Source organism: Marinobacter algicola DG893, from assembly GCF_000170835.1.
GTDB classification, from domain to species: domain Bacteria; phylum Pseudomonadota; class Gammaproteobacteria; order Pseudomonadales; family Oleiphilaceae; genus Marinobacter; species Marinobacter algicola.
This window is the reverse complement of sequence record NZ_ABCP01000010.1, coordinates 81,378-101,819: the sequence shown is the minus strand read 5'-3', so window position 1 is coordinate 101,819 and position 20,442 is coordinate 81,378. Positions and strand designations below refer to the sequence as shown.

General features: G+C 57.9%; 16 protein-coding genes. 8 read left to right on the top strand and 8 right to left on the bottom strand.

The genetic code is table 11. The features are described 5' to 3' along the window. Nucleotides 1-38: 38 nt before the first annotated feature. Nucleotides 39-755 (bottom strand): ribonuclease PH, encoded by a 717-nt coding sequence (gene rph / locus MDG893_RS09460; RefSeq protein ID WP_007153546.1) that lies wholly within the window; start codon nt 753-755, stop codon nt 39-41. 162 nt (nt 756-917) lie between these two features. Here rph and MDG893_RS09455 point away from each other — a divergent pair, with 162 nt between their 5' ends. The 5 genes from MDG893_RS09455 to MDG893_RS09435 all read left to right on the top strand — a co-directional run bounded on the left by MDG893_RS09455 (nt 918) and on the right by MDG893_RS09435 (nt 5,662). Further along, nucleotides 918-1,784, top strand: a complete 867-nt coding sequence (locus tag MDG893_RS09455) for a YicC/YloC family endoribonuclease (protein WP_040474466.1) — start codon at nt 918-920, stop codon at nt 1,782-1,784. Nucleotides 1,785-1,902: 118 nt separating this feature from the next. Further along, nucleotides 1,903-2,535 (top strand): guanylate kinase, encoded by a 633-nt coding sequence (gene gmk / locus MDG893_RS09450; RefSeq protein ID WP_007153544.1) that lies wholly within the window; start codon nt 1,903-1,905, stop codon nt 2,533-2,535. A 91-nt stretch (nt 2,536-2,626) separates the two neighbouring features. After that, nucleotides 2,627-2,839, top strand: coding sequence for a DNA-directed RNA polymerase subunit omega (rpoZ, locus tag MDG893_RS09445; protein ID WP_007153543.1), 213 nt, complete (start codon nt 2,627-2,629; stop codon nt 2,837-2,839). 185 nt (nt 2,840-3,024) lie between these two features. Further along, entirely contained in the window at nt 3,025-5,172 is a 2,148-nt protein-coding gene (locus tag MDG893_RS09440; RefSeq protein WP_040474479.1) for a RelA/SpoT family protein, read from the top strand. 103 nt (nt 5,173-5,275) lie between these two features. Next, nucleotides 5,276-5,662, top strand: a complete 387-nt coding sequence (locus MDG893_RS09435) for a RidA family protein (RefSeq protein WP_007153541.1) — start codon at nt 5,276-5,278, stop codon at nt 5,660-5,662. 69 nt (nt 5,663-5,731) lie between these two features. Here MDG893_RS09435 and MDG893_RS09430 read toward each other — a convergent pair whose 3' ends face one another. Next, nucleotides 5,732-6,604, bottom strand: coding sequence for an NAD-dependent epimerase/dehydratase family protein (locus MDG893_RS09430; protein WP_007153540.1), 873 nt, complete (start codon nt 6,602-6,604; stop codon nt 5,732-5,734). Between the two features lie 89 nt (nt 6,605-6,693). Between MDG893_RS09430 and MDG893_RS09425 the strand changes: the two genes are divergently transcribed. The 3 genes from MDG893_RS09425 to MDG893_RS09415 all read left to right on the top strand — a co-directional run bounded on the left by MDG893_RS09425 (nt 6,694) and on the right by MDG893_RS09415 (nt 11,231). Continuing rightward, entirely contained in the window at nt 6,694-7,653 is a 960-nt protein-coding gene (locus tag MDG893_RS09425) for a hydrogen peroxide-inducible genes activator (protein ID WP_007153539.1), read from the top strand. An 8-nt stretch (nt 7,654-7,661) separates the two neighbouring features. After that, nucleotides 7,662-9,737: an ATP-dependent DNA helicase RecG gene (gene recG, locus MDG893_RS09420; protein ID WP_007153538.1), complete on the top strand. Its 2,076-nt coding sequence runs from the start codon at nt 7,662-7,664 to the stop codon at nt 9,735-9,737. Between the two features lie 129 nt (nt 9,738-9,866). Further along, nucleotides 9,867-11,231 (top strand): HDOD domain-containing protein, encoded by a 1,365-nt coding sequence (locus MDG893_RS09415; RefSeq protein WP_007153537.1) that lies wholly within the window; start codon nt 9,867-9,869, stop codon nt 11,229-11,231. Between the two features lie 336 nt (nt 11,232-11,567). Here MDG893_RS09415 and MDG893_RS09410 read toward each other — a convergent pair whose 3' ends face one another. The 6 genes from MDG893_RS09410 to MDG893_RS09385 all read right to left on the bottom strand — a co-directional run bounded on the left by MDG893_RS09410 (nt 11,568) and on the right by MDG893_RS09385 (nt 20,370). Beyond that, nucleotides 11,568-12,029 (bottom strand): DUF2489 domain-containing protein, encoded by a 462-nt coding sequence (locus MDG893_RS09410; RefSeq protein ID WP_007153536.1) that lies wholly within the window; start codon nt 12,027-12,029, stop codon nt 11,568-11,570. Nucleotides 12,030-12,049: 20 nt separating this feature from the next. After that, a complete protein-coding gene (locus tag MDG893_RS09405; protein WP_007153535.1) occupies nt 12,050-14,344 on the bottom strand; it encodes a molybdopterin-dependent oxidoreductase in 2,295 nt (764 codons plus the stop codon). 160 nt (nt 14,345-14,504) lie between these two features. Further along, on the bottom strand, nt 14,505-17,687 hold the full coding sequence (locus tag MDG893_RS09400) for an Ig-like domain-containing domain (protein ID WP_007153534.1): 3,183 nt from the start codon (nt 17,685-17,687) through the stop codon (nt 14,505-14,507). A gap of 13 nt (nt 17,688-17,700) precedes the next feature. After that, nucleotides 17,701-19,038, bottom strand: a complete 1,338-nt coding sequence (aupA, locus tag MDG893_RS09395; protein WP_007153533.1) for an alkane uptake protein AupA — start codon at nt 19,036-19,038, stop codon at nt 17,701-17,703. 342 nt (nt 19,039-19,380) lie between these two features. Further along, nucleotides 19,381-19,971: a PEP-CTERM sorting domain-containing protein gene (locus MDG893_RS09390; protein WP_007153532.1), complete on the bottom strand. Its 591-nt coding sequence runs from the start codon at nt 19,969-19,971 to the stop codon at nt 19,381-19,383. Between the two features lie 162 nt (nt 19,972-20,133). Beyond that, nucleotides 20,134-20,370 carry a TIGR02647 family protein gene (locus MDG893_RS09385; RefSeq protein ID WP_007153531.1) on the bottom strand — a complete coding sequence of 79 codons (237 nt, stop codon included), beginning with the start codon at nt 20,368-20,370 and terminating at the stop codon, nt 20,134-20,136. Between the last annotated feature and the right edge of the window lie 72 nt (nt 20,371-20,442).

Here is a 20,442-nt window from a genome sequence, read left to right as displayed (position 1 = left end):
CCATCTTCCCAAGCCCGCCCAGACCTCAATGCTAACGGCTACTGGGCCAAAGCCGCCTTCTGCGCCTCAAACAACTGCCCAATGCCCAGTTTGGCCAGTTTCAGCATGCCATCCAGCTCTTCCTGTTCAAACGGCGCGCCCTCGGCGGTTCCCTGAATCTCAATGAAGCCGCCCTGATCCGTCATGATCACATTCATGTCGGTTTCGGCTTCGGAATCCTCCGGATAATCCAGGTCCAACACCGGTGTGCCCTTGTAGACGCCTACGGAAAACGCTGCAATCATCTGTTTCAACGGCGACGTCTTCAGCCGGCCTTCTTTCACCAGATGATTCAGCGCGTCCACCAGCGCCACGCAGCCACCGGTAATCGCCGCCGTGCGGGTGCCGCCGTCGGCCTGGATGACGTCGCAGTCGATGGTGATGGAATGTTCGCCTAGAGCGCTCAAGTCAACCGCTGCGCGCAGGGAGCGGCCGATCAGGCGCTGGATTTCCACGGTGCGGCCACCCTGCTTACCTCGGGCGGCTTCCCGGCCCATACGGCTGCCGGTGGAGCGGGGCAGCATGCCGTACTCGGCGGTGATCCAGCCCTTGCCTTCGCCGCGCAGGAATGGCGGCACCTTATTTTCGACAGAGGCGGTACAGATTACCTTGGTGTCGCCGAACTCCACCAATACAGATCCTTCGGCGTGGCGGGTGTAGTGGCGCGTGATGCGGATGTCTCTGGGTTGTTCCGGCGTTCTTCCGCTCGGTCTCATAGTCATTCCTGGTATTGGTAGTGAGTGTCCGGGGAGAATCCCCGGTCGATTGCAATGTTGAAAGATTGCGGAGTATAACACGCAGTCCGAGGCGTCTGTTCGATGTTGGGGCAGTCGGCCTGCTAAACTGAAGTACTGCTTCTTCCCAAACGCGGAGTCACCATGATCAGAAGTATGACGGCCTTTGCTCGCCAGGATACCCAGGAAGACTGGGGAACACTTACCTGTGAAATTCGCACGGTGAACCATCGTTACCTGGAGCCGTCCTTTCGCTTGCCCGAAGCGCTTCGGGATCTGGAGAACAGTTTCCGTGAGCAGCTGCGCAAGCAATTGCGGCGCGGCAAGGTGGATGTCGCCCTTCGTCTTCAGGCCAATGAATCGGCAACCCAGGGTTTCGAGATTGACGAGGAGGTGGCGAGCGCCGTCAATGAAGCGGCCAACCACATCAACCGAATGCTGGACAACCCGGCCCACATTAGCGCCCTGGATATACTCCGTTGGCCGGGAGTACTGGCCTCCACCGAGCAGGACTTTGGCCCGGCCCGGGAGGCGGCCGGGGCGTTGTTCGAGCGTACCGTGAGTGAGCTGGTGACCGTCAGGGAGCGGGAAGGTGAGCGCCTGCGGCCTCTGTTTGAGGACCGGTTGACGACCATGGGGGAGCGGGTGACTGAGGTTCGGGAACGAATGCCGGAACTGATTCGTGCCCAGGAAGAGCACCTGAAAAATCGTTTCGAGCAGGCAAAGGTGGAGCTTGACCCGGATCGCGTGGCTCAGGAAATGGTCATGCTGGCCCAGAAAAGCGATGTCGCCGAAGAGCTGGATCGCCTGGAAGCCCATATCACCGAGGTGTCGGATACTCTGCAGTCCGACGATGCCATCGGTCGCCGCTTGGATTTCCTGATGCAGGAGCTCAACCGCGAGGCCAACACGCTCAGCAGCAAAAGCATTGATGCCCGGGTGACAAGGGCAGCGGTTGACCTGAAAGTGTTGATAGAGCAAATGCGGGAGCAGGTGCAGAATCTGGAGTAGTTTCCCCTGGATGCGAGGGCGGCCTAAACGCCGTATAATCCCGCCCTCGTTACTGTGGTGGTGCCTGGGTTGTCCCGCGCCAACTGAAAGTCCCGTCAATGCTGGAGTTGTTTGCCCCATGAGCCAGGAATCAGAACAAGGCACGCTGTATGTGATTTCCGCCCCTTCCGGTGCCGGTAAGACCAGCTTGGTGGCTCAGATGCTGAAGCAGGACCGAAAGCTGGGTGTTTCCGTGTCCCACACAACCCGGCCTATGCGGACGGGGGAACAGGATGGCGTCAACTACCACTTCGTCACCCGAGAGGCCTTCGAGGCAATGATCAGCCGGGGTGACTTCCTGGAGCATGCGGATGTCTTCGGGAACTACTACGGCACCTCCCAGGTCTGGGTGAAGCAGACACTGGCTACGGGGCAGGATGTGATCCTGGAAATTGACTGGCAGGGTGCGGAGCAGGTCCGCCACCTGATGCCGGACTGTGTCAGCATCTTCATCGTGCCACCATCGCCGGAGGCGTTAAAGGATCGCCTGACCGGCCGGGGAACAGACGCACCGGAGGTGGTGGCGCGTCGCCTCAATGAGGCGGCGGATGAGTGCAGCCACGCGGTGGAATTTGATTATCTGGTGGTTAACGATGATTTTGATACCGCGCTGGACGACCTGCTGGCGATTGTTCGTTGCCATCGCCTGCGCATGCAGACCCAGCAGGTCAGGCACTCCGGGCTACTGATCAGGCTGTCCGAGCGCCATTGATCGGCGCATATTGCCTGTATACAAATTGAACCGGCCGCAGTAAACTACGCGGTCTGCTGAAATCAGTCATTTTGCTATTGTCGGGGAAGTTATGGCACGAGTTACCGTTGAAGATTGCCTTGAAAACGTTGATAACCGCTTCCAGCTGGTTATGCTGGCCACCAAGCGTGCCCGCCAGATCGCAACCAAGGGCTTTGAGCCGCTGGTCGCAGAAGAGAACGACAAGCCTACCGTTATTGCCCTGCGTGAAATCGCTGAAGGCAAGATCTCCCGCGATCTCCTCACCGAGGATGACGACGAATAAGGCTGAAGGTCGCTGAATGTGGCCGAAGACGGGAATATTTTCTGGTTACCCGTCCAAAGCATTGAAATCTGTTCTTGCGGTTTTATAGTGTATCTATAGGCATGACTGGAAGAACGTCGGAAGGACCCGAATGCGTGCATTCGGGTTTTTTTATCCCTGGCATTTATGATCCCCACGGAGGCGCGGTGTCGGCAGAGGCAACGGTTGATGTGCTGGCCAATGAACTCAGCACGTATCTAGATACCAATCGCATCAATCAGGTGCGACGAGCCTACTATTATGCCGAACAGGCCCACGAAGGGCAGATGCGCAAAAGCGGCGATCGCTACATCACCCATCCCCTGGCGGTGGCCCGAATCCTTGCCAGCCTGAAGCTGGATCACCAGAGCCTGATGGCGGCCATGCTCCACGATGTCATTGAGGACACAGGTATCCCCAAGGACGCGCTGGCTGAGCAGTTTGGCGAGGATGTCGCCGAGCTTGTGGACGGTGTCAGCAAGCTCACCCAGATTGAGTTCCGTTCCCGCGCTGAGGCCCAGGCCGAAAATTTCCAGAAAATGACCCTGGCCATGGCACGGGATATCCGCGTGATCCTGGTCAAACTGGCGGATCGACTGCACAACATGCGCACCCTGGGCCCGATGCCCTACGAGAAGCGTCAGCGCATCGCCAACGAAACCCTGGATATCTACGCCCCGATTGCCAATCGCCTGGGTATGCACTCCATTTGTACCGAACTCGAAGACCTGGGCTTCTCCTCACTGTACCCGATGCGCTCAAAGTACATTTCCAAGGCAGTCGCAAAGCTTCGGGGCAGTCACCGGGAAATTATTGACGATATCCGTGGCAAACTGCAGGAAAAACTGGAGGAGCGCAGCCTGCCAGGCCGCATTCTGGGCCGGGAAAAGCACTTGAACAGCATCTACAACAAGATGAAGTTCAAGCAGAAATCCTTCCACGAAATCATGGACGTGTACGCCTTCCGCATCATCACCGACACCGAGGACGATTGCTACCGCATTCTCGGTGCCGTGCACAGCCTCTACAAGCCGTTGCCGGGCCGTTTCAAGGACTACATTGCCATGCCCAAGGCCAATGGCTACCAGTCCCTGCACACCACGCTGTTTGGCATGCATGTGAACATTGAAATCCAGATCCGCACCGAGGAAATGGAGCACATCGCCAATAATGGTATTGCGGCTCACTGGATGTACAAGAACGAGCCCTCCAGCGTGACCAGCGTCAACCAGACACGGGTGGACCGTTGGGTCAAAGGCCTGATGGAGATGCGTGAGCGAGCGGACGATTCCCTGGAATTCATCGAACATGTGAAGGTCGACCTGTTCCCGGACGAGATCTACGTGTTCACGCCCAAGGGCAAAATCATGGAGTTGCCCAGCGGAGCGACTCCCGTTGACTTTGCCTACGCCATCCATACGGACATCGGTAATGCCTGTGTGGCCTGCCGTATCAACCGCAACCTCGGATCCCTGAGCCAGCCGCTGCAAAGCGGCCAGACCGTTGAAGTCATTACCGCCCCCGGAGCCCGGCCCAATCCCGCCTGGCTCAGTTTCGTGGTAACCGGTAAGGCCCGCAGCAGTATTCGCCATGTGCTCAAGAACCAGAAGCGTGCTGAATCCCTGGACCTCGGCAAAACCCTGCTGAAGAAATCCCTCAAAGGGTTTGGCACCAGCCTGTCGGAGATCAACGAGCATCAGATCCAGGCGGTGGTCCGCCATAACCAGGTGGACAGTTTCGAGGACCTGGTCAGCGATATTGGCCTGGGCAATCGCATGGCCTATCTCGTGGCACGCCAGTTGGTCAGCGGCGGTGCAGATGATGAAGCATCGGACGTAGCATCCGCGACCATCATGGATAATGCCAATAACAGCCCGGTCACCATCCGTGGCACCGAAGGCCTGCTGGTTCGGTTTGCCAGTTGTTGCAAGCCAATTCCCGGTGACCCGGTAGTCGGTGCCATGGACTCGGGCAATGGCATGGTCATTCACTCGGATACCTGTTCACGGTTGCCGGAGGACGATGAAGGCAGGGCGCGTCTCACTCATCTGAAGTGGGCCAAGGACATTGCCAACGAGTTCTCCGTTGAGCTTCGTGTGGAGCTTGAGCGCCAGCGTGGGGTCATTGCAGAGCTTGCCAACGCAGTGGCCATGGCGGATGGCAACATCGAGCGCATTAATGTGGAAGAGCAAAACGCCAGGCTGGGTATTGTCAGCCTTGTGGTGCATGTGAACGGTCGCCGGCATCTTGCCAGGGTGATGCGGAGGATCAGGAATATTCGCTCTGTCACCCATATCAACCGGGTAAGGCACTGACGTAACCGTGATGCAATAGGCCAGGGCCGCGACGTTTGGCCTGTTGACACGCCAGCCACCCAAAGGTGAGGATTGGCGTTTTGATAAAGAGGACCCCAAGGTCATGACCAACAAATCCGTAATACAGACTGATAACGCGCCACAGGCCATCGGCACTTACTCCCAGGCGGTGAAAGCCGGGGACACCGTGTACCTGTCGGGGCAGATTCCGCTGGTGCCGGAAACCATGGAGGTGGTCGCGGGTGATTTCGCCGCCAAGACCCGCCAGGTGTTTGAGAACCTTAAAGCCGTCTGCGAGGCCAGTGGCGGAGAGCTCAAGGACATCGTCAAGGTCAACATCTACATGACGGATCTGAGCAACTTTGCAACGGTGAACGAAATCATGGCCACCTACTTCCAGGAGCCTTACCCGGCGCGCGCTGCCGTGGGCGTCGCGGCGTTGCCCAAGGGCGTTCCGGTTGAGATGGAAGCGGTGATGGTGCTGAGCTGATACTCGCTCAAATTAACACCGAAGGCGGCCCATGGGCCGCCTTTTTCGTTGGTAGGCTGGTCGCCAGGCCTACTGGCTTTTTTCGGCAATCATCTCCCGGTAGCCCACCCGGAAGTCCGGGTAGCGGAAATGGAATCCGGAGTCCAGCAGCCGCCGATTGTTACAGCGCTTACTGCCTGCGCGGCCTCCTTGGCGGGCGTTGGGGCCGGGTTTTGCGCAGGGTAGTTGTTCACGTACCCATGCCACCACCTCATCCAGCCGCACAGGCTCGCAATCGCTGGCGAGGTAGCAATCTTCAAGTGGCTGGCCGACAAGTGCCCGCTCCACGATATGGCAGGTGGCCGCAGCCGCATCCGCTTCGTGAATACGGTTGCTGTAGGGACCGGGCGAGGCCGGATCCATGTCGCCATTCATCACGGCATCGAGGAAGCGCGCCCGCGAGGGTCCATAAATGCCACTAAAACGGATTACGGTTGCCGGACTGCCGCTCTCCAGGGCGATCCTCTCACCTTCGAGGATTGCTTGGCCACTGTATCGGTCGGGGTCGGTTGGGCTGCTCTCATCGACCCAGGAATCATCGTCCTGGGCATAGACACTGCTGCTACCGATAAATACCAGCCGCGTGAGTTTGTGTCCGTCCAGAGCGCCGATCAGGTTCTTCAGGCCCTTTACGTAGGCATTGTGATAGCCCTCGTTGTCGTAGCTTGCGGGTGTCAGGCAATAAACCACAATGTCGAGATTGTCCGGCAGTACTGAACGTACCTGCTCTGGTACCAGGAGGTCTGCCCCCAGCGCATGGACGCCTTCCGGAACCCTGTCCGGATTGCGCCGCAGGCCGTATACCATTGCCGTCCTGGATAGCTGAGAGGCAATGGCGCCGCCGAGCTTGCCACAGCCCGCGACCAGTATTCTTGGCGTTTGTTGGTGCTCAGTGATTGCCATAGACAATATCAATCCTTATGCTTTGGCTAATAAATTAACGGAACGTTTGTACGATCCCTGACCTGGACGAATTCTGACCGGAGCCCGCCATGACTCTGACCGAGTTAAGATACGTTGTTACCCTTGCCCGGGAAAGGCATTTTGGCCGCGCCGCCGAGCGCTGTCATGTCAGTCAGCCGACCTTGAGTGTGGCCGTCAAGAAACTCGAGGACGAACTCGGCATCCCCTTGTTTGAGCGTAGCAAAAACAGCATCCGGGTCACCGAAACGGGCAAGCGTATCATCGACCAGGCCCAGCGGGTTCTGGATCAGGTGGGTGTTATCCGTGACATGGCACAGGACGGCAAGAACCAGCTCAATGCCGCCCTCAAGGTGGGCGCCATCTACACCATCGGCCCCTACCTGTTCCCGCACCTGTTGCCGGAGCTGCGCCGCGCCGCGCCCGAGATGCCGCTCTACATCGAGGAAAACTACACCGCCACACTGCGCCAGAAACTGCGCCAGTCAGAACTGGACGCCATTATCATCGCGCTGCCGTTTGAAGAACCTGAGGTCGTTACTCTGCCTCTTTACGACGAGCCTTTTGTGGTACTGCTGCCAGGAGGTCACCCACTGACCAAGCGCGAGAGTCTGACAGCGGAGGAACTGGCGCAGGAGCAGTTGCTACTGCTCGGCCCCGGCCACTGTTTCCGTGACCAGGTGCTGGAATCCTGCCCGCCTCTGGTGGATGCGGTCACCCGTAATCCCAGTGCTGCGGCACCCTCTCTGGTGACCGAAGGCAGTTCACTGGAAACCATCCGCCATATGGTGGCCTCCGGTCTCGGTATTACGGTGTTACCGCTGTCCGCCGCCACAGCAATGCAGTATGACGAAAACATACTCGCCGTCAGGCCTTTCGCGGCACCGGTGCCTTATCGCACGGTGGCGTTGGCCTGGCGGGTCACTTTCCCACGACCAAAAGCGATTGATGTACTATCGCTGGCGGCCAGCCAGTGCCGGGTGATCGAGAAAGCGAAGATTGATACGCCGGCCGCGGCTGCAACCGCCTGAGTCAGGCCATGATGTCACTGGACGACATTGCCGTTACCACCCTGAAAGGCGTCGGTAATGCCCTGGCCGACAAGTTGTCGAAACTGGGCATCCGTTCGCTGCAGGATCTGCTGTTCCATCTTCCCCATCGGTATGAGGACCGCACCCGCATTATCCCCATGGGCAACCTCCGTATTGGTGATGTCGGAGTGGTGGAAGGTGAGGTGATGAAAGCCGATCTGGTGATGGGCCGGCGCCGCAGCCTGCAGGTAACTCTGAAAGACCGCAGTGGCTTCCTGGTCATGCGTTTCTTTCACTTTAACGCCGCCCAGAAGAACCAACTCACAGAAGGCGCGCGAGTGCGTTGTTTCGGCGAGGTCCGACCGGGGCGGGCCGGTTACGAATTCTACCATCCCGAATATCAGGTCAACCCGCCGCCGATGCCAGCGCAGGGTGAGGCCACGCTAACGCCCGTTTACCCCCTGACAGAGGGCATTCAACAACCGCGGGTGCGCGCTCTTTGCCAGCAAGCTCTGGGTTACCTTAAACGCTATCCGATTCGTGACTGGTTGCCGGAGGAGCTTCTCGCCAATTATCAGTTGCCTGGTATCACCGAGGCGGTGGAGCTGGTGCATTCGCCTCCGGCCAACGCGCCGGTTCATCTGTTGATGGAGGGGCGGCACCCGGCTCAACAACGACTGGTCATGGAAGAGCTGCTGGCCCACCAACTGAGCCTTTTGCAGGTACGACAGCAGGTTCAGGCCCGGGAGGCGCTGCCGTTACTACCAACCGGTGATCTGCCCGAACGCTTCCTGGATCTGCTTCCGTTCAGCCTTACCGGGGCGCAGCGACAGGTTATGACCGAGATCCGTCAGGACCTCAGTCAGCCGGTACCCATGTTGCGGCTGGTGCAGGGAGACGTGGGGTCGGGCAAAACCGTGGTGGCGGCGCTGGCGGCATTACAGACCATTGGCGCCGGTGCCCAGGTGGCGCTGATGGCGCCCACTGAAATACTGGCGGAACAGCACTATCAGAATTTTCGCGGCTGGCTGGAGCCACTTGGCATCCAGTTGGCGTGGCTGTCGGGAAAAATTAAGGGCAAGGCACGAAAGGAGGCTCTGGAGGCCGTTGGCAGTGGCGAAGCCACCGTGGTGATAGGTACCCATGCCCTGTTTCAGGAAGATGTCGCGTTCAGCCGCCTGGCACTGGTGATTGTGGACGAACAGCACCGGTTTGGCGTGCATCAGCGATTGGCCCTGCGGGAGAAGGGCGTCGGCGGCACCATGGCGCCACACCAGTTGATTATGACAGCGACCCCTATTCCGCGTACGCTGGCCATGAGCGCCTATGCGGACCTGGATACGTCGGTGATTGATGAGTTGCCCCCCGGCCGCAAGCCTATTGAAACCATCGCCATTCCCGACAGCCGGCGTGACGATGTAACCGATCGGGTACGAAAGGCCTGTAAGGAAGGTCGGCAGGCATACTGGGTGTGCACGCTGATTGAGGAATCAGAAGCGCTGCAGTGCCAGGCGGCGGAAGGGACCGCACAGGAACTGGCGGAACGGCTGCCGGACCTGAAGGTGGGGCTTGTTCATGGTCGCCTCAAGGCGGCTGAAAAAGCGGCGGTGATGGAACAATTCAAGAACGGCGAACTCGATCTTCTGGTGGCAACCACCGTGATTGAAGTGGGCGTGGACGTGCCCAATGCTTCGCTGATCATCATCGAAAACCCGGAGCGCCTGGGCCTGGCGCAGTTGCACCAGCTGCGGGGCAGGGTTGGCCGGGGTGAAGAGGCCAGTTTCTGTGTGTTGATGTACCATCCACCATTGTCGATGAATGGTAAGGCGCGTCTGCAGGCCCTGCGAGACAGTCAGGACGGTTTCAAAATTGCCGAGAAAGACCTGGAAATACGCGGGCCTGGAGAAGTGTTAGGCACCCGCCAGACCGGTATGATGCAATTCCGGCTGGCAGATTTCGAACGGGACAAGGGCTGGATCGAACCAATCCGCAAAATGGCACCGCCACTGATGAAGCAACCGGCGCTGGTGAACGGATTGATTCGCCGTTGGTTGGGGGAGCGAATTCGCTACGGCGACGTCTAAAGGCGCCGCGCCGGCATCAGAAATCGCGTGAAAACCCGCCTGGTGTCAAAGTTGGGTCGCTGTTTGTGCCCTATACTGAGTGAAACCAATGTGTCCAACGGGGCACCGTCTACATTTTGGGAGAAACTTATGGAGCTACCTGTCGTAGTCAGGCAGGCGTTGGGTGAGTCTGCTGCCGGCGTTTCCCTTAGGGATGTGAGCCAGGCTCGGGGCGACGAACTGTTGCGAATGGTGTTGCTCACGGATGAGGAGGGGAATCTCCAGGTTATATGCCGCGAGGGTGACCTGCTGGATATCAATGCCCTGAACAAACAGTTGGGGCGGGACCTGCGGGTGATGAAGCGACGGGAACAGGTCCGGGTTCGTGAGCGCTCTGGCCTGACCGAACTGCCGGCGTTACCGTCTCTAACCGGCTGGCCCACGATCGTGGATGTGCGGGTGGATGAGTTGGCCTCTGTGGCATTGGTCCTGGGTGATCAGAATTTGTGCATGGTCATGCCCGGTGACGAGTTCCGGGGAATTACCGTCGCGGGCGACCGTCATTCCTTTTCGGTGGCGCCGGAAAGCATCGCCGTGAATCTCAGCAGTCCGGAAAAGGACAGGGATCAGTTTCATTCCGCCATTCGACGGTTTACCTCGCTGCGTATCCAGCAGCGCCTGGAAGATACACTGGAGCTGCCCCCACTGCCTGAAACTGCCCAGCGCATCATTCACCTGCGGGTAAACCCAAACGCCGTGATGGGTGATTTGGTGGACGTTGTGGAAAGCGACCCCAGCCTGGCGGCTCAGGTTGTCAGTTGGGCGTCGTCGTCCTTCTACGCAGCGGCGGGGCAGGTGCGTTCTGTGCACGACGCGGTCTCTCGGATTCTGGGGTTCGACCTGGTGATGAACCTGGCCATGGGGCTTTCCCTGGGGCGTGCCCTGAAGCAGCCTCAGGATCATCCGGAAGGCTACGTGGATTACTGGCAGCAGGCGATATGGCAAGCTCAGTCGGCTGGTATCCTGGCCAGTATGATGCCTCGTGGCGAGCGTCCGGTTTTTGGTCTTGCGTATCTGTCGGGGCTATTGCATAACTTTGGCTATCTGGTGCTGGCGCAGGTATTCCCTCCCCATTTCAAGCTGGTGTGCCGGTCGCTGGAAGCGAACCCCCATCTCGATTCCTCAATGATTGAGCATTATCTGCTGGGTGTGACCCGGGAGCAGATTGCGGCGGAACTGATGCAGAACTGGGGTATGCCTGACGAGGTCTGTCTGGCGATCCGCAACCAGAAGAACCCTGGCTATGATGGTCCCCACGCAGTGTACAGTAAGCTGCTCTGGCTGGGGCGGCAACTGTTGACCAAGCGTGGTGTTGCGTTGGGTGCGGGTGAAGAAGTGTCGGATGCGTGCTACGAATCCCTCGGTCTGGACAGGGAAAAGGTGGAAGCGCAGTTTGATGAACTGGTCGAAAACAAGGATAGCATTATGGCGATGGCGGGAATGATGAACCAGTAGGTCCCGTCTACCGCCTAACCTCTCTGGTTAAACCCCGCAAAAAAGCCGGCCCGAAGGCCGGCAAGCTCACCCGCTTGTTGCAGATCAAACCAAACGTGTTCAGGAGAAAACAACGTGAGCCGTTGCAGGGTCAGTAGTGGCAACGCGCTTTTTTAAACTTAGCCAATATGGAGTGAAATAAAAGCTGGCTACGTTGGTGTTTGGTGAATGAGCGGGGCGTCATAATTTCGTGACATCTGAAGAGATTGATTTGTAAAGCTAATCAAAAAATCAGTGACGAATCTTGATTACAAACTGTTACAAAATACTGAAGTGTCAGCCCCACATCGACAGGCGTTAAGCCTGGAACGGATGGTGTCGAATGGCCGTTGCGGCGCGGCGGATGGCGTCGGCGTGCTCTTTCTCGACCGTCAGCCGCTCGCGGTCCATCTTTTCCACAAAGCGGGCATCCGTTTCCTGGCGGGCACGATGGGTCGGCATGTGCTGGATCTGGTCGTGCACTTCCTGGAACACCCGGAAAGGGGACTGGTCCAGCAATTCCGGCGCCACATGGTCCAAAAGGCCCTTGATTCGCAGGCAGGCTTCAGAGTATTCAACCTGATTCTCTTCCACCGCCATGGCCAATACCCGGATACTTTCAATCATGCTGTCGCGGCGTTCTTTCTGGAAAGATTCGGCTTTCTCCTGCCGCCTCCTGCTATCCCGCAGGGCACGGAACTGGCGGCCGATAAACGCGACCAGCAGCGCGATAGCCTGCAGACCGGCAATAATCAGTGTCCATTGAAGCCACGGCGGCATAGAAGTCTCCCTTGAGAATGTCAGGCCTGTTTGCGCTGGCGGTCTGCGCGCCAGACTTTCACGGATACAGTCTGTCCATTGAGTACGGACGTGCCAACAAGCGGATCAATTTCCTGATCGCTCAACACGTCGTTTATGCTGGCGCCGGCGTGGGCAACGGCCACACTCTGACCGGTACCTTCCCGATGGTGGCCCCAGCCATGGGGTATTGAAACCACCCCTGCCATCACGTCCTCGGTGATCTCCACCGGCAATACAATCTGACCGGAGGTGGAACCAACCTCGGCGGAATCGCCAGCCTGAAGGCCGCAGCGGGCAGCATCTTTCGGATGAATCATCAGGGTACAGCGCTCCTTGCCTTTAACCAACCGCTGACTGTTGTGCATCCAGGAATTATTGCTGCGAACGTGCCGGCGTCCGATCAGTAACAGACGGTCGGCGGGAGGTGCCTGCAGCAAGGCGTGAAGCCGCCCCAGATCCTGCAGATACCGGCGTGGGGCGAGGTTTACCTTGCCGTCGCGGGTAAACAATCTGCCGGGCATGCAGGGGCGAAGCGGCCCGAGATCCACACCGTTGGGCAGTTCCTTCAGTGCGCTGATGGAAAGTCCCTTGGGCAAGTCCTGCCAGTGGCGGTTCAGTGGGCTCATTTTTGCCAGACTCCGCAGGGGGTGACGCTCCGGAAGTATATCCATCACCAGGTCGATGGCGGGCTGGACCAGGCCGCGTGCAGGACCGATGTTGGCTCCGTAGGGACCGGCCCTCAACATAAGATCAAGGATCGGATCCGGCCCGATCTGTTTGAACGCGCGCCAACCCATTTCGGAACGCAGGGGCAGGCGACCACCTTTACGTTTTTTCTCCAGACGGTGCGCCAGCTCCAGCAGTATCTGCCAGTCGTGGCGGGTGTCTTTGCCGGCATCGAACAGGGCAGGGCTGTATTTGGCGGTGTTGCGAACAGCAAACATGCTGAAGATAAGATCGTAGTGGCTGCGTTCCAGGCCAGCGGTGGGAGGCAGTATGACATCCGCATGGCGGGTGGTTTCATTGAGGTAGTAATCCACCGATACCATGAAGTCGAGGCCGGCGAAGGCCTCGTCAAGCCGTCCGCCGTTGGGGCTCGAAAGCACCGGGTTGCCCGCCACCGTTACGAATGCCCGTATCTGTCCCTCACCCGGTGTGAGAATCTCATCGGCAATGGTGCTTGAAGGGTATTCGCCTGCAAACTCAGGCAGTTTTTTCACCCGGCTGAACCGCTTGCCGAAATGACCGTTCTGGCCAGACATACCACCGAGTGCGATCAGATCAATCGCGGGTTGTGTGAACATCATGCCGCCAGTGCTGTCCAGCTTCCCGGTCAGGATGTTGAGCACGTAGGCAAGCCAGGTTGCAACACCGCCAAAGGCCTGGGTACTGGTGCCCATGCGGGTGTACAGTGCAGCCCTCGGTGTTGTGGCCAGTTGCCGTGCAAGGTTGCGGATATCGGCCGCCGGCATGCCGGTAGTATCGCTGACAGCCTCGGGTGTAAATCCCAGTGCGGCCAGTCGCACAAGATCCACGTCTTTCGTCCACTGTTCCGCATGGCCAAGATTGACCATGTCCTCTTCGAACAGGGTATGCACCATGGCCATCAGCAACAGAGCGTCTGTGCCCGGGCGGATGAAATGGAATTCGTCAGCCAGTTTGCCGGTTTCGGTGCGGCGCGGGTCTACGACCACCATTTTGCCGCCGCGCCCCTTCAGTGCCTTGAGACGGCCACGGAAGTCCGGCACGGTCATCAAACTGCCGTTGGAGGCCATGGGGTTCGCTCCGATGCAGATAAACAGCTCGGTGCGGTCGATGTCCGGTATCGGAAAAAGAATCTGGTGCCCAAACATTTCCAGGCTGGCCAGCATATGGGGCAATTGGTCGTTGGAGGTGGCAGAGAAACGGTTCTGGGTGCCCAGGGCCCGGAGGAATGGCATGGTGGCCACCAGCGAGCCGTGGTTGTGTACGTTGGGGTTGCCGAGATAGGCGCCAATGCTATTGCGGCCGTGCTCTTTGCGTACCCGGTGCAGGCGGCTGGCCACAAGATCAAAAGCCTCGTCCCACTCCATTTCCTGCCAGCCGTCAGTGGTGCGTCGTACCGGTTTGCGCAGGCGCTCCGGGTCTTCGTGGAGGTCCTGGAGGGCAACGGCTTTGGGGCAGATGTGACCTTGGCTCAACGGGTCGTCTTCGTCACCCTTGATGGAGGTGACATGGCCTTCCCTGACCTCAATGGCCACGCCGCACATGGCTTCACACAGGTGGCAGGTACGGTAGTGGGTGCCGTTTTCCATGGGGTCTCTCCGGTATGTCTATTGATTATGTGTTTGAAAGTTGGTTTCAATAGAAAACCAGATTAGCAGGAAATACCTGGGAGAGGAAAACCGCTTTTCGGCTCTTCAGGCCACAAAAAAGGCCAGCCCGTAGGCTGGCCATAAGTAGCGGAGCCTGAAGTTAGTACTCTGCCGGAATTTCCTTGATGGGGTTGGACAGGAAGTTCAGGTAGACACCCTGCTGGGGAATGATCAACGGGATGTCGACCGTCGCGAAGCCAAAGGCAACTGCTTCAACGTTGATTTGCGGAACGTTGCTGGTTCTTTGTTCGATCTGCATCCTGCCATCGTCGAAGAACTTGACCCTTCCTTCCAGATCCAGCGTGAACGGGTAACTGTAAAGGTTGTGCTCGGCGCCCAGCGGCGCGACCAGATTCGGCGCATCGAGGAAAAGGTCAGCTTCAGTCTTGAAAACCGGGCCGTCATCCGTCTCGATGATGATCCCGGGAATTAGGCTGTTGCGGGCACAGTTGCTGGTGCAGTTCGGGTCGTCTTTGGCGTATCGCATCCGCAGGATCTGTGGGCCCGTGGTTGATACCTGCTCTCCGCCCAGCAGAGCTGGCAGACCGATATAGACATCCGCCGAGGTGGTGGCCAGTAGTGTGGGGTAAAGCAGAACGCCAACACCATCCTGGCCGGTTTCAGGGTCTACGGCCGGGCCGGTAACCTCGGTATTCAGGGCGTAGGTCTGGTAGATGAATTTGTTACGCGGGCAGTCCGGCCCATCTGCACTGCAACCGACACGGGCAGTGAGATCACCCAGGAGCCCGCCGTCTGCAGTCTGGCCATCGACCAGGAGCTTTGCAGCGTTGGCGGATGGCAGGAACCCTTCGGCATCGCTCCCCTCATGGTTGAAGGGCTCCAGGCAGCTTTCTCCCCCCAACGTTGCGCAATCCACGATGAAGTTGGAATTGGTATCACGGATTGGCAGGTTACGCAGCGGGGTATAGACAGTATCCTGTGCTTCCACGCCACTGAAGTAAATGGTCATATTGGGGCCACCGGCGTCGGTGGAATTCACCAGCAGATCTGTCTGCAATGGGTAGCCCTGTTTTGAGCAAATGGCGTTGCCACAATTACCCGATCCGTTGGCGGATTTCATGGTGTAGCGGTAAAAACTGCCATCGGCGGTGTCCCATGGGTTGTTGGGGTAGAAGCGGATGCGCTGGTTGTTTTTCTCCAGGCGTCCGCTGACGGATTCGCCAGAACCTATGGGTGTCGACGCATTGGTGACTTTTTCGACAATGAAGGTGTTTTCGTTAATGGTGTCCAAGTCCATCGACTTGGAGAACACCACTACAATAGGCCGGTCCGTGGGAAGTTTGGTGATTGGGAGTAGGTCACCGGCGGCGCCACTGTCGGATGCATCCCGGCAGCGCCCGTGAGTGCCCTGGCTAAAGTTGACGGCGGTTGTTACGCAGGGGTAGCCAGGATACGTTGTCAGTGCCAAGGGTGATCTCTGGGTAACCGAGCTTCCCCCAATGTCAGGGAGGGCGAAGCTGAGGTTCTGCGGTGTGACACCATTGCCTGCAAGGTCAGTCAACGCGTTGCTAATCTGTACGGTGTAGTCAACGCCATGCTCCAGCCCGCCGACCGGGTTCAGAACCAGGGCGGTTCCGTCCAGTTTGGCGTCCAGTGTGTCGTCGCTAACCGTCAGAGGTGTGCCTGCTGCGTCCAGCACAATGCCATCGGCGATGGTATCGGCATCGAGTGGTTCGTCGAAATTCAGCACGATCGGGTCGCCAGGGCGCTGCATCTGATCACGATCACCCGGGAAGGCATCGTCCGGCCCTGGCATCCAGCTTACTAACTGCGGGCCGGCGTTGTCTGCCAGTTCTTCGTCCCGTTGTTCGGCGGCATCCAGTGCGGACTCGGAATCCGTCGCGGCTTCGATGCGAAACGCAATGGTGGCGTCGGTGAATTCCTGGCCCAGCAGGTTGGGTTCGACCATGCCGATGGCGTCTATGGTTAACACGCCATCTTCCACGATCGCGATGCCGGTCAGCTCTACCCCCAGCAGGTCCTGGGATAACGAAGCATTGGGCTGCGCCTCTTCCGTGTTCATGGCAACGTCCATGAACAGTTTGACGTGGCGCGGCGCGTTCATGTTATCCGTGTAGGGGTTTGGCATCAGGTAACCGGTGGCGTCCGACAACATGGTCACCTTGATATCACCGGTTTTCTGGATGTTTCCGGTTGCCGGATCTATAACCGGTACCTCACCGTTGACACGGACATCCAGGCTGCTGCTGGTCAGCACGCTGCCTTTCGGAACTCTAAGTGGCAGGGGCTCATCGGCCGTAAACGCCGGCGCGTAAGCGAGCTCTGCAAACAAATCGCCGGTTTGCTGGGACGGCCCAGCATTGCCCTGCAGGACGGAGTTCAGGGTGATGCCGTTGATGATTTGCCCGTTTAGCCGAGACTTGCGGGTGTTCTCGGCGTTCTCGCCGGCATTCAGACCGGAATCCACCACTTGCTGGGACAGAACAACGGTTGGGCCGGTGTCGCGTGGGGTGATAGTTTCGCTGAAGTCGTCCAGCGTGCCGCCATGGAGACTCGGCAGGTTGCGGACTGACACGGTGTAGGTCTCGCCCGAGGTGAGTATGTCCTCCTCACGGCCACAGCGCTCTTTTGAGTCTGCAAGGCAGGGGTCGATAGTGATGTCCCGGCCTTTCACAAGAACGGTGGCCGGCACCACGTTCGCGTTGCTGTCAGTGATTTCAATGACACCACCGCGTGCCTTCCAGTCCGGGTGTACGGTCTGGGTCATTTGCAGTCGGAACGTGGAGAAGTTCATGGGCTGGAATACATTGCCCTCGGAGGGAATCATTTCCGCAACGGTGAACTCCGGGCTCAGGTTGTCCAGCCCGGCGATGCCGCTGAAGGCACCCCGTGTTGAAAACTGCACGCCCTCCGGGCCAAAGGCATTGGGGTTTGGAATCGTACGGCCGCCTTCGGCCTGCAGTGCCTCGGTAAACTCAATGGTGTAATTGGCTCCCGGGCTGAGTTCGCCCTGTGGCGACAATGTCAGACTGCGCCCACCATCCACGCTTTCGGCCGTGAAGCTCAGGTCGGTGCTGCCATCGGTGATGCGGATTTTGCTGGCAACATCGTTGTCAGACAGCGCATGGGAAAAGCGCAGCACCATGTCGGCCTTGGGGCTGACGTTGCTCTGACCATCCGCCGGATAGGAGTAGACCACCTCTCCCGGTGTTGTGGGTTCGTCGATGGTCTGTTCATCACCCCCGCCGCATGCGGCCAGGAGCATTGCGGGAATCAGTGCCAATGTGTTGTTGTGTTTCATGGCAAACCTCTCCTCAGAACTTCAGGGTGATGGAGCCGCTGATAACGTGAACGTCACCGTCGGCGGTTGCCTGCTGTTCGTTGCCGTCATAGTCGACGATGGTGAAATCCCGATCCTGCAACTGCTGATATTGGTAACCGATATCCAAACGTACCGGGTAGGCCAGCACGCGGGTGCGTTCGTAAGTGGCACTGATGCCAAGCCCGGCCACGATCTTGTCGGTGTCCAGATAGTTCAGCTCCGGGTTGCGGGTGGTTTTGAGGGGAGACTCCTCATACGCCAGCCCGCCCCGTACGGCAAAGTGACGGCTGAGCTGGTATTCAGCGCCGATGCGAGGCACCAGGATGTCATCAAAACGGATGCGATTGGCTGCGCTGACATTCTCCTGGTCCTTGATGGTATCGCCGGCGAACTCGTCTTCCAGTTCAGACCAGTTCTGCTGCTCAATGCTGCCGCCGATGCGCCAGCCGTCACCCTTGTACTGGGTGCCGATGGCAAAGGTTTCCGGTTGGAAGGAGTCGATGGTGGCCACCGCAAGGCTCAGGCCCGGGTCGGGAATGGTCTGGGTAACGATGATGTTGGAGTCAACAGACGTCGAAGCGGATGACTTGGTGCGATAGGTAACCGCGCTTTCCCAGCCATCGAGGAAACAGTCACTGTCCGGACAGAAGGTGTCGCCCCACTTGATGGTGGTGCCAAGGATGGACTTCAGCGAGGGCTCGGCGTTAACCGCCAGTCGCTCGCGGCTGGTCTCACCGCCAAGCGTAGAAACGGCATCCAGTTGAGCGGCTGCCTCCAGGGTGACGCGCACCGAGAAACCACCCGAGATGCCCCGCCAGAGTGGGGTGGCACCACCAATGTTCAGGAACAGAGGTTCCTTGCCGTATTGCAGGTACTGCCCGGTTTCGGAGGTTTCCGAGGAGAACGCCAGCATTTCCTTGCCATACTTCTCAACGCCTGCGATGAAGCCCAGGTAAATCGGGTGATCAAAGCGGGTCAGGGATGCCAGGTTGGTTTTCATGCCGATCAGGACGTGCTGGCTCGGCGAGTCCGAAATGATATCGCCGTCTGCATCGGAACGACTGGAGCGCAGTTCCTGCTCCGCATGAAGAATGCCGCCGGTAAGCTCGCCACGCTCGTCACTGGTTAAATAGGACGGATTGTAATAGGTGGCGGACACCTGCTCGTTGAACATCGACAGGGACTGTGCGGTGGCCACGTCCACGGGCATCACGCCATAGGTTGTACCGATGTTGCCCATGCTGGCAGAGGCATTCAATGAAAAACCGGCCGAGGCGGCTGCAACGGCGAGCGTTATCGCACGCAGGGAAAAGCGGGAGGTTGAAACCATGAAACACACTCCATTTGTTTGTCTTTGTTATGGACCTTTACCGTGCCCCGGAGTCGGGTAACAGGGCTGGCAATTATTGTTGGTACATTTGTTCGAAAAGCAGTGTAGTGCCCTTGTCTTATCGGGACGTTGGCTGTCTTGACAGCTTTGGGTGTCGAATTGACCACTTTCCACGTAAAGATGGTTTAAAAATGAAGGAAATACAGAGTCTTATCAGGCCGTAAGATGTTTGTTTATGTAACGGAGAGTTGTGAACTGTTGCAGGTTTTTGGCGAGCACAAAAAAAGGCCCCCGTTGGGGAGCCTTTTGATACTGCGGTAACGTGTATTGAAACTTGACGTTTCAGCTCACACGGCGTTTCCGGCCCGCCAGGGTCAGACCGATGATGCCAATACCCAGTAAAGCCAGTGTGCCAGGTTCGGGTACGGTAACAGAGCCTATTCCGTATAAGCTCACGTGCGAAAGGCCATTTCCTTTGCCAAAGTAAGCCCAGTCGCCAGAGGAAACCAACGAGTTAAGTTCATACACGAACCAGTTGTCCGCTTTGTTTCCACCGCCAAACTTGAAGCCGATCGCAATGGTACTGTAGGCATCCCAGAGACTGCTATCGAATTCCCAGGTACCGATGCCGTCAGTTTGACCGTATTCCAGGCTGTACAGGGCTGTAGGGTTGCCCGCGTTTTCGGATTTCTCTACAAACTGATAACCCGCTCCTGCAGCGTTGTTGAGAAAAACATCATTGGCAGGGTTGCCGGTAAAGCTTGGGTTGTTCTTGCCGGACGCAAGGCATGCTGCGGCCTGCGAATCGTCCATCTGCATGTAATTATGGGCATCATCGCAATTGATGGGCGCTGCGACGGTAAAGCCTGACACCATGATGGCCGATGCCAACGTTCCAGCCATCAGTGGCCAAAACTTAGTTCTTGTGTTCATTTCTTCCTACTCCCGATGGGTTTCCTGCTGCAGGAAGAAACGAAGCATTAAAGGTGCCATAGATCAAAAACAGTGTGGGTATCGATACATAGGTAAGGCGCAGTTTTTGCTACTGTTCAATAGTGTAAGTAAAGCTGACACTGCCGGAGCCTGGCGCCAGAGTTAACTGGTCAGCACCGACAAAACCCTCTGCGCATGCTCTGCGGTTTCACTGCCCAGGCTTGTCAGGTACCCGCCATCTTTCTGCGTAATCAGCCCCTTCTGGTGAAGACGTTCAGCCGCTATCACCATCTCTGGTGCGGCCGAATGCTGGTGAACCTTGAGGCCTTCCTGCGCGGAAGACAGGTCGAACATAGCCAGAAGGTTGAGTTCGTCAATATGGTCGGAAGAGAAAGGCATAGTGCGTTCCTTGTGTTATTTTTAATGGCCTTAGTGTAGTTGTATACGAAGCTGCGGTATTGGGCAAAACTG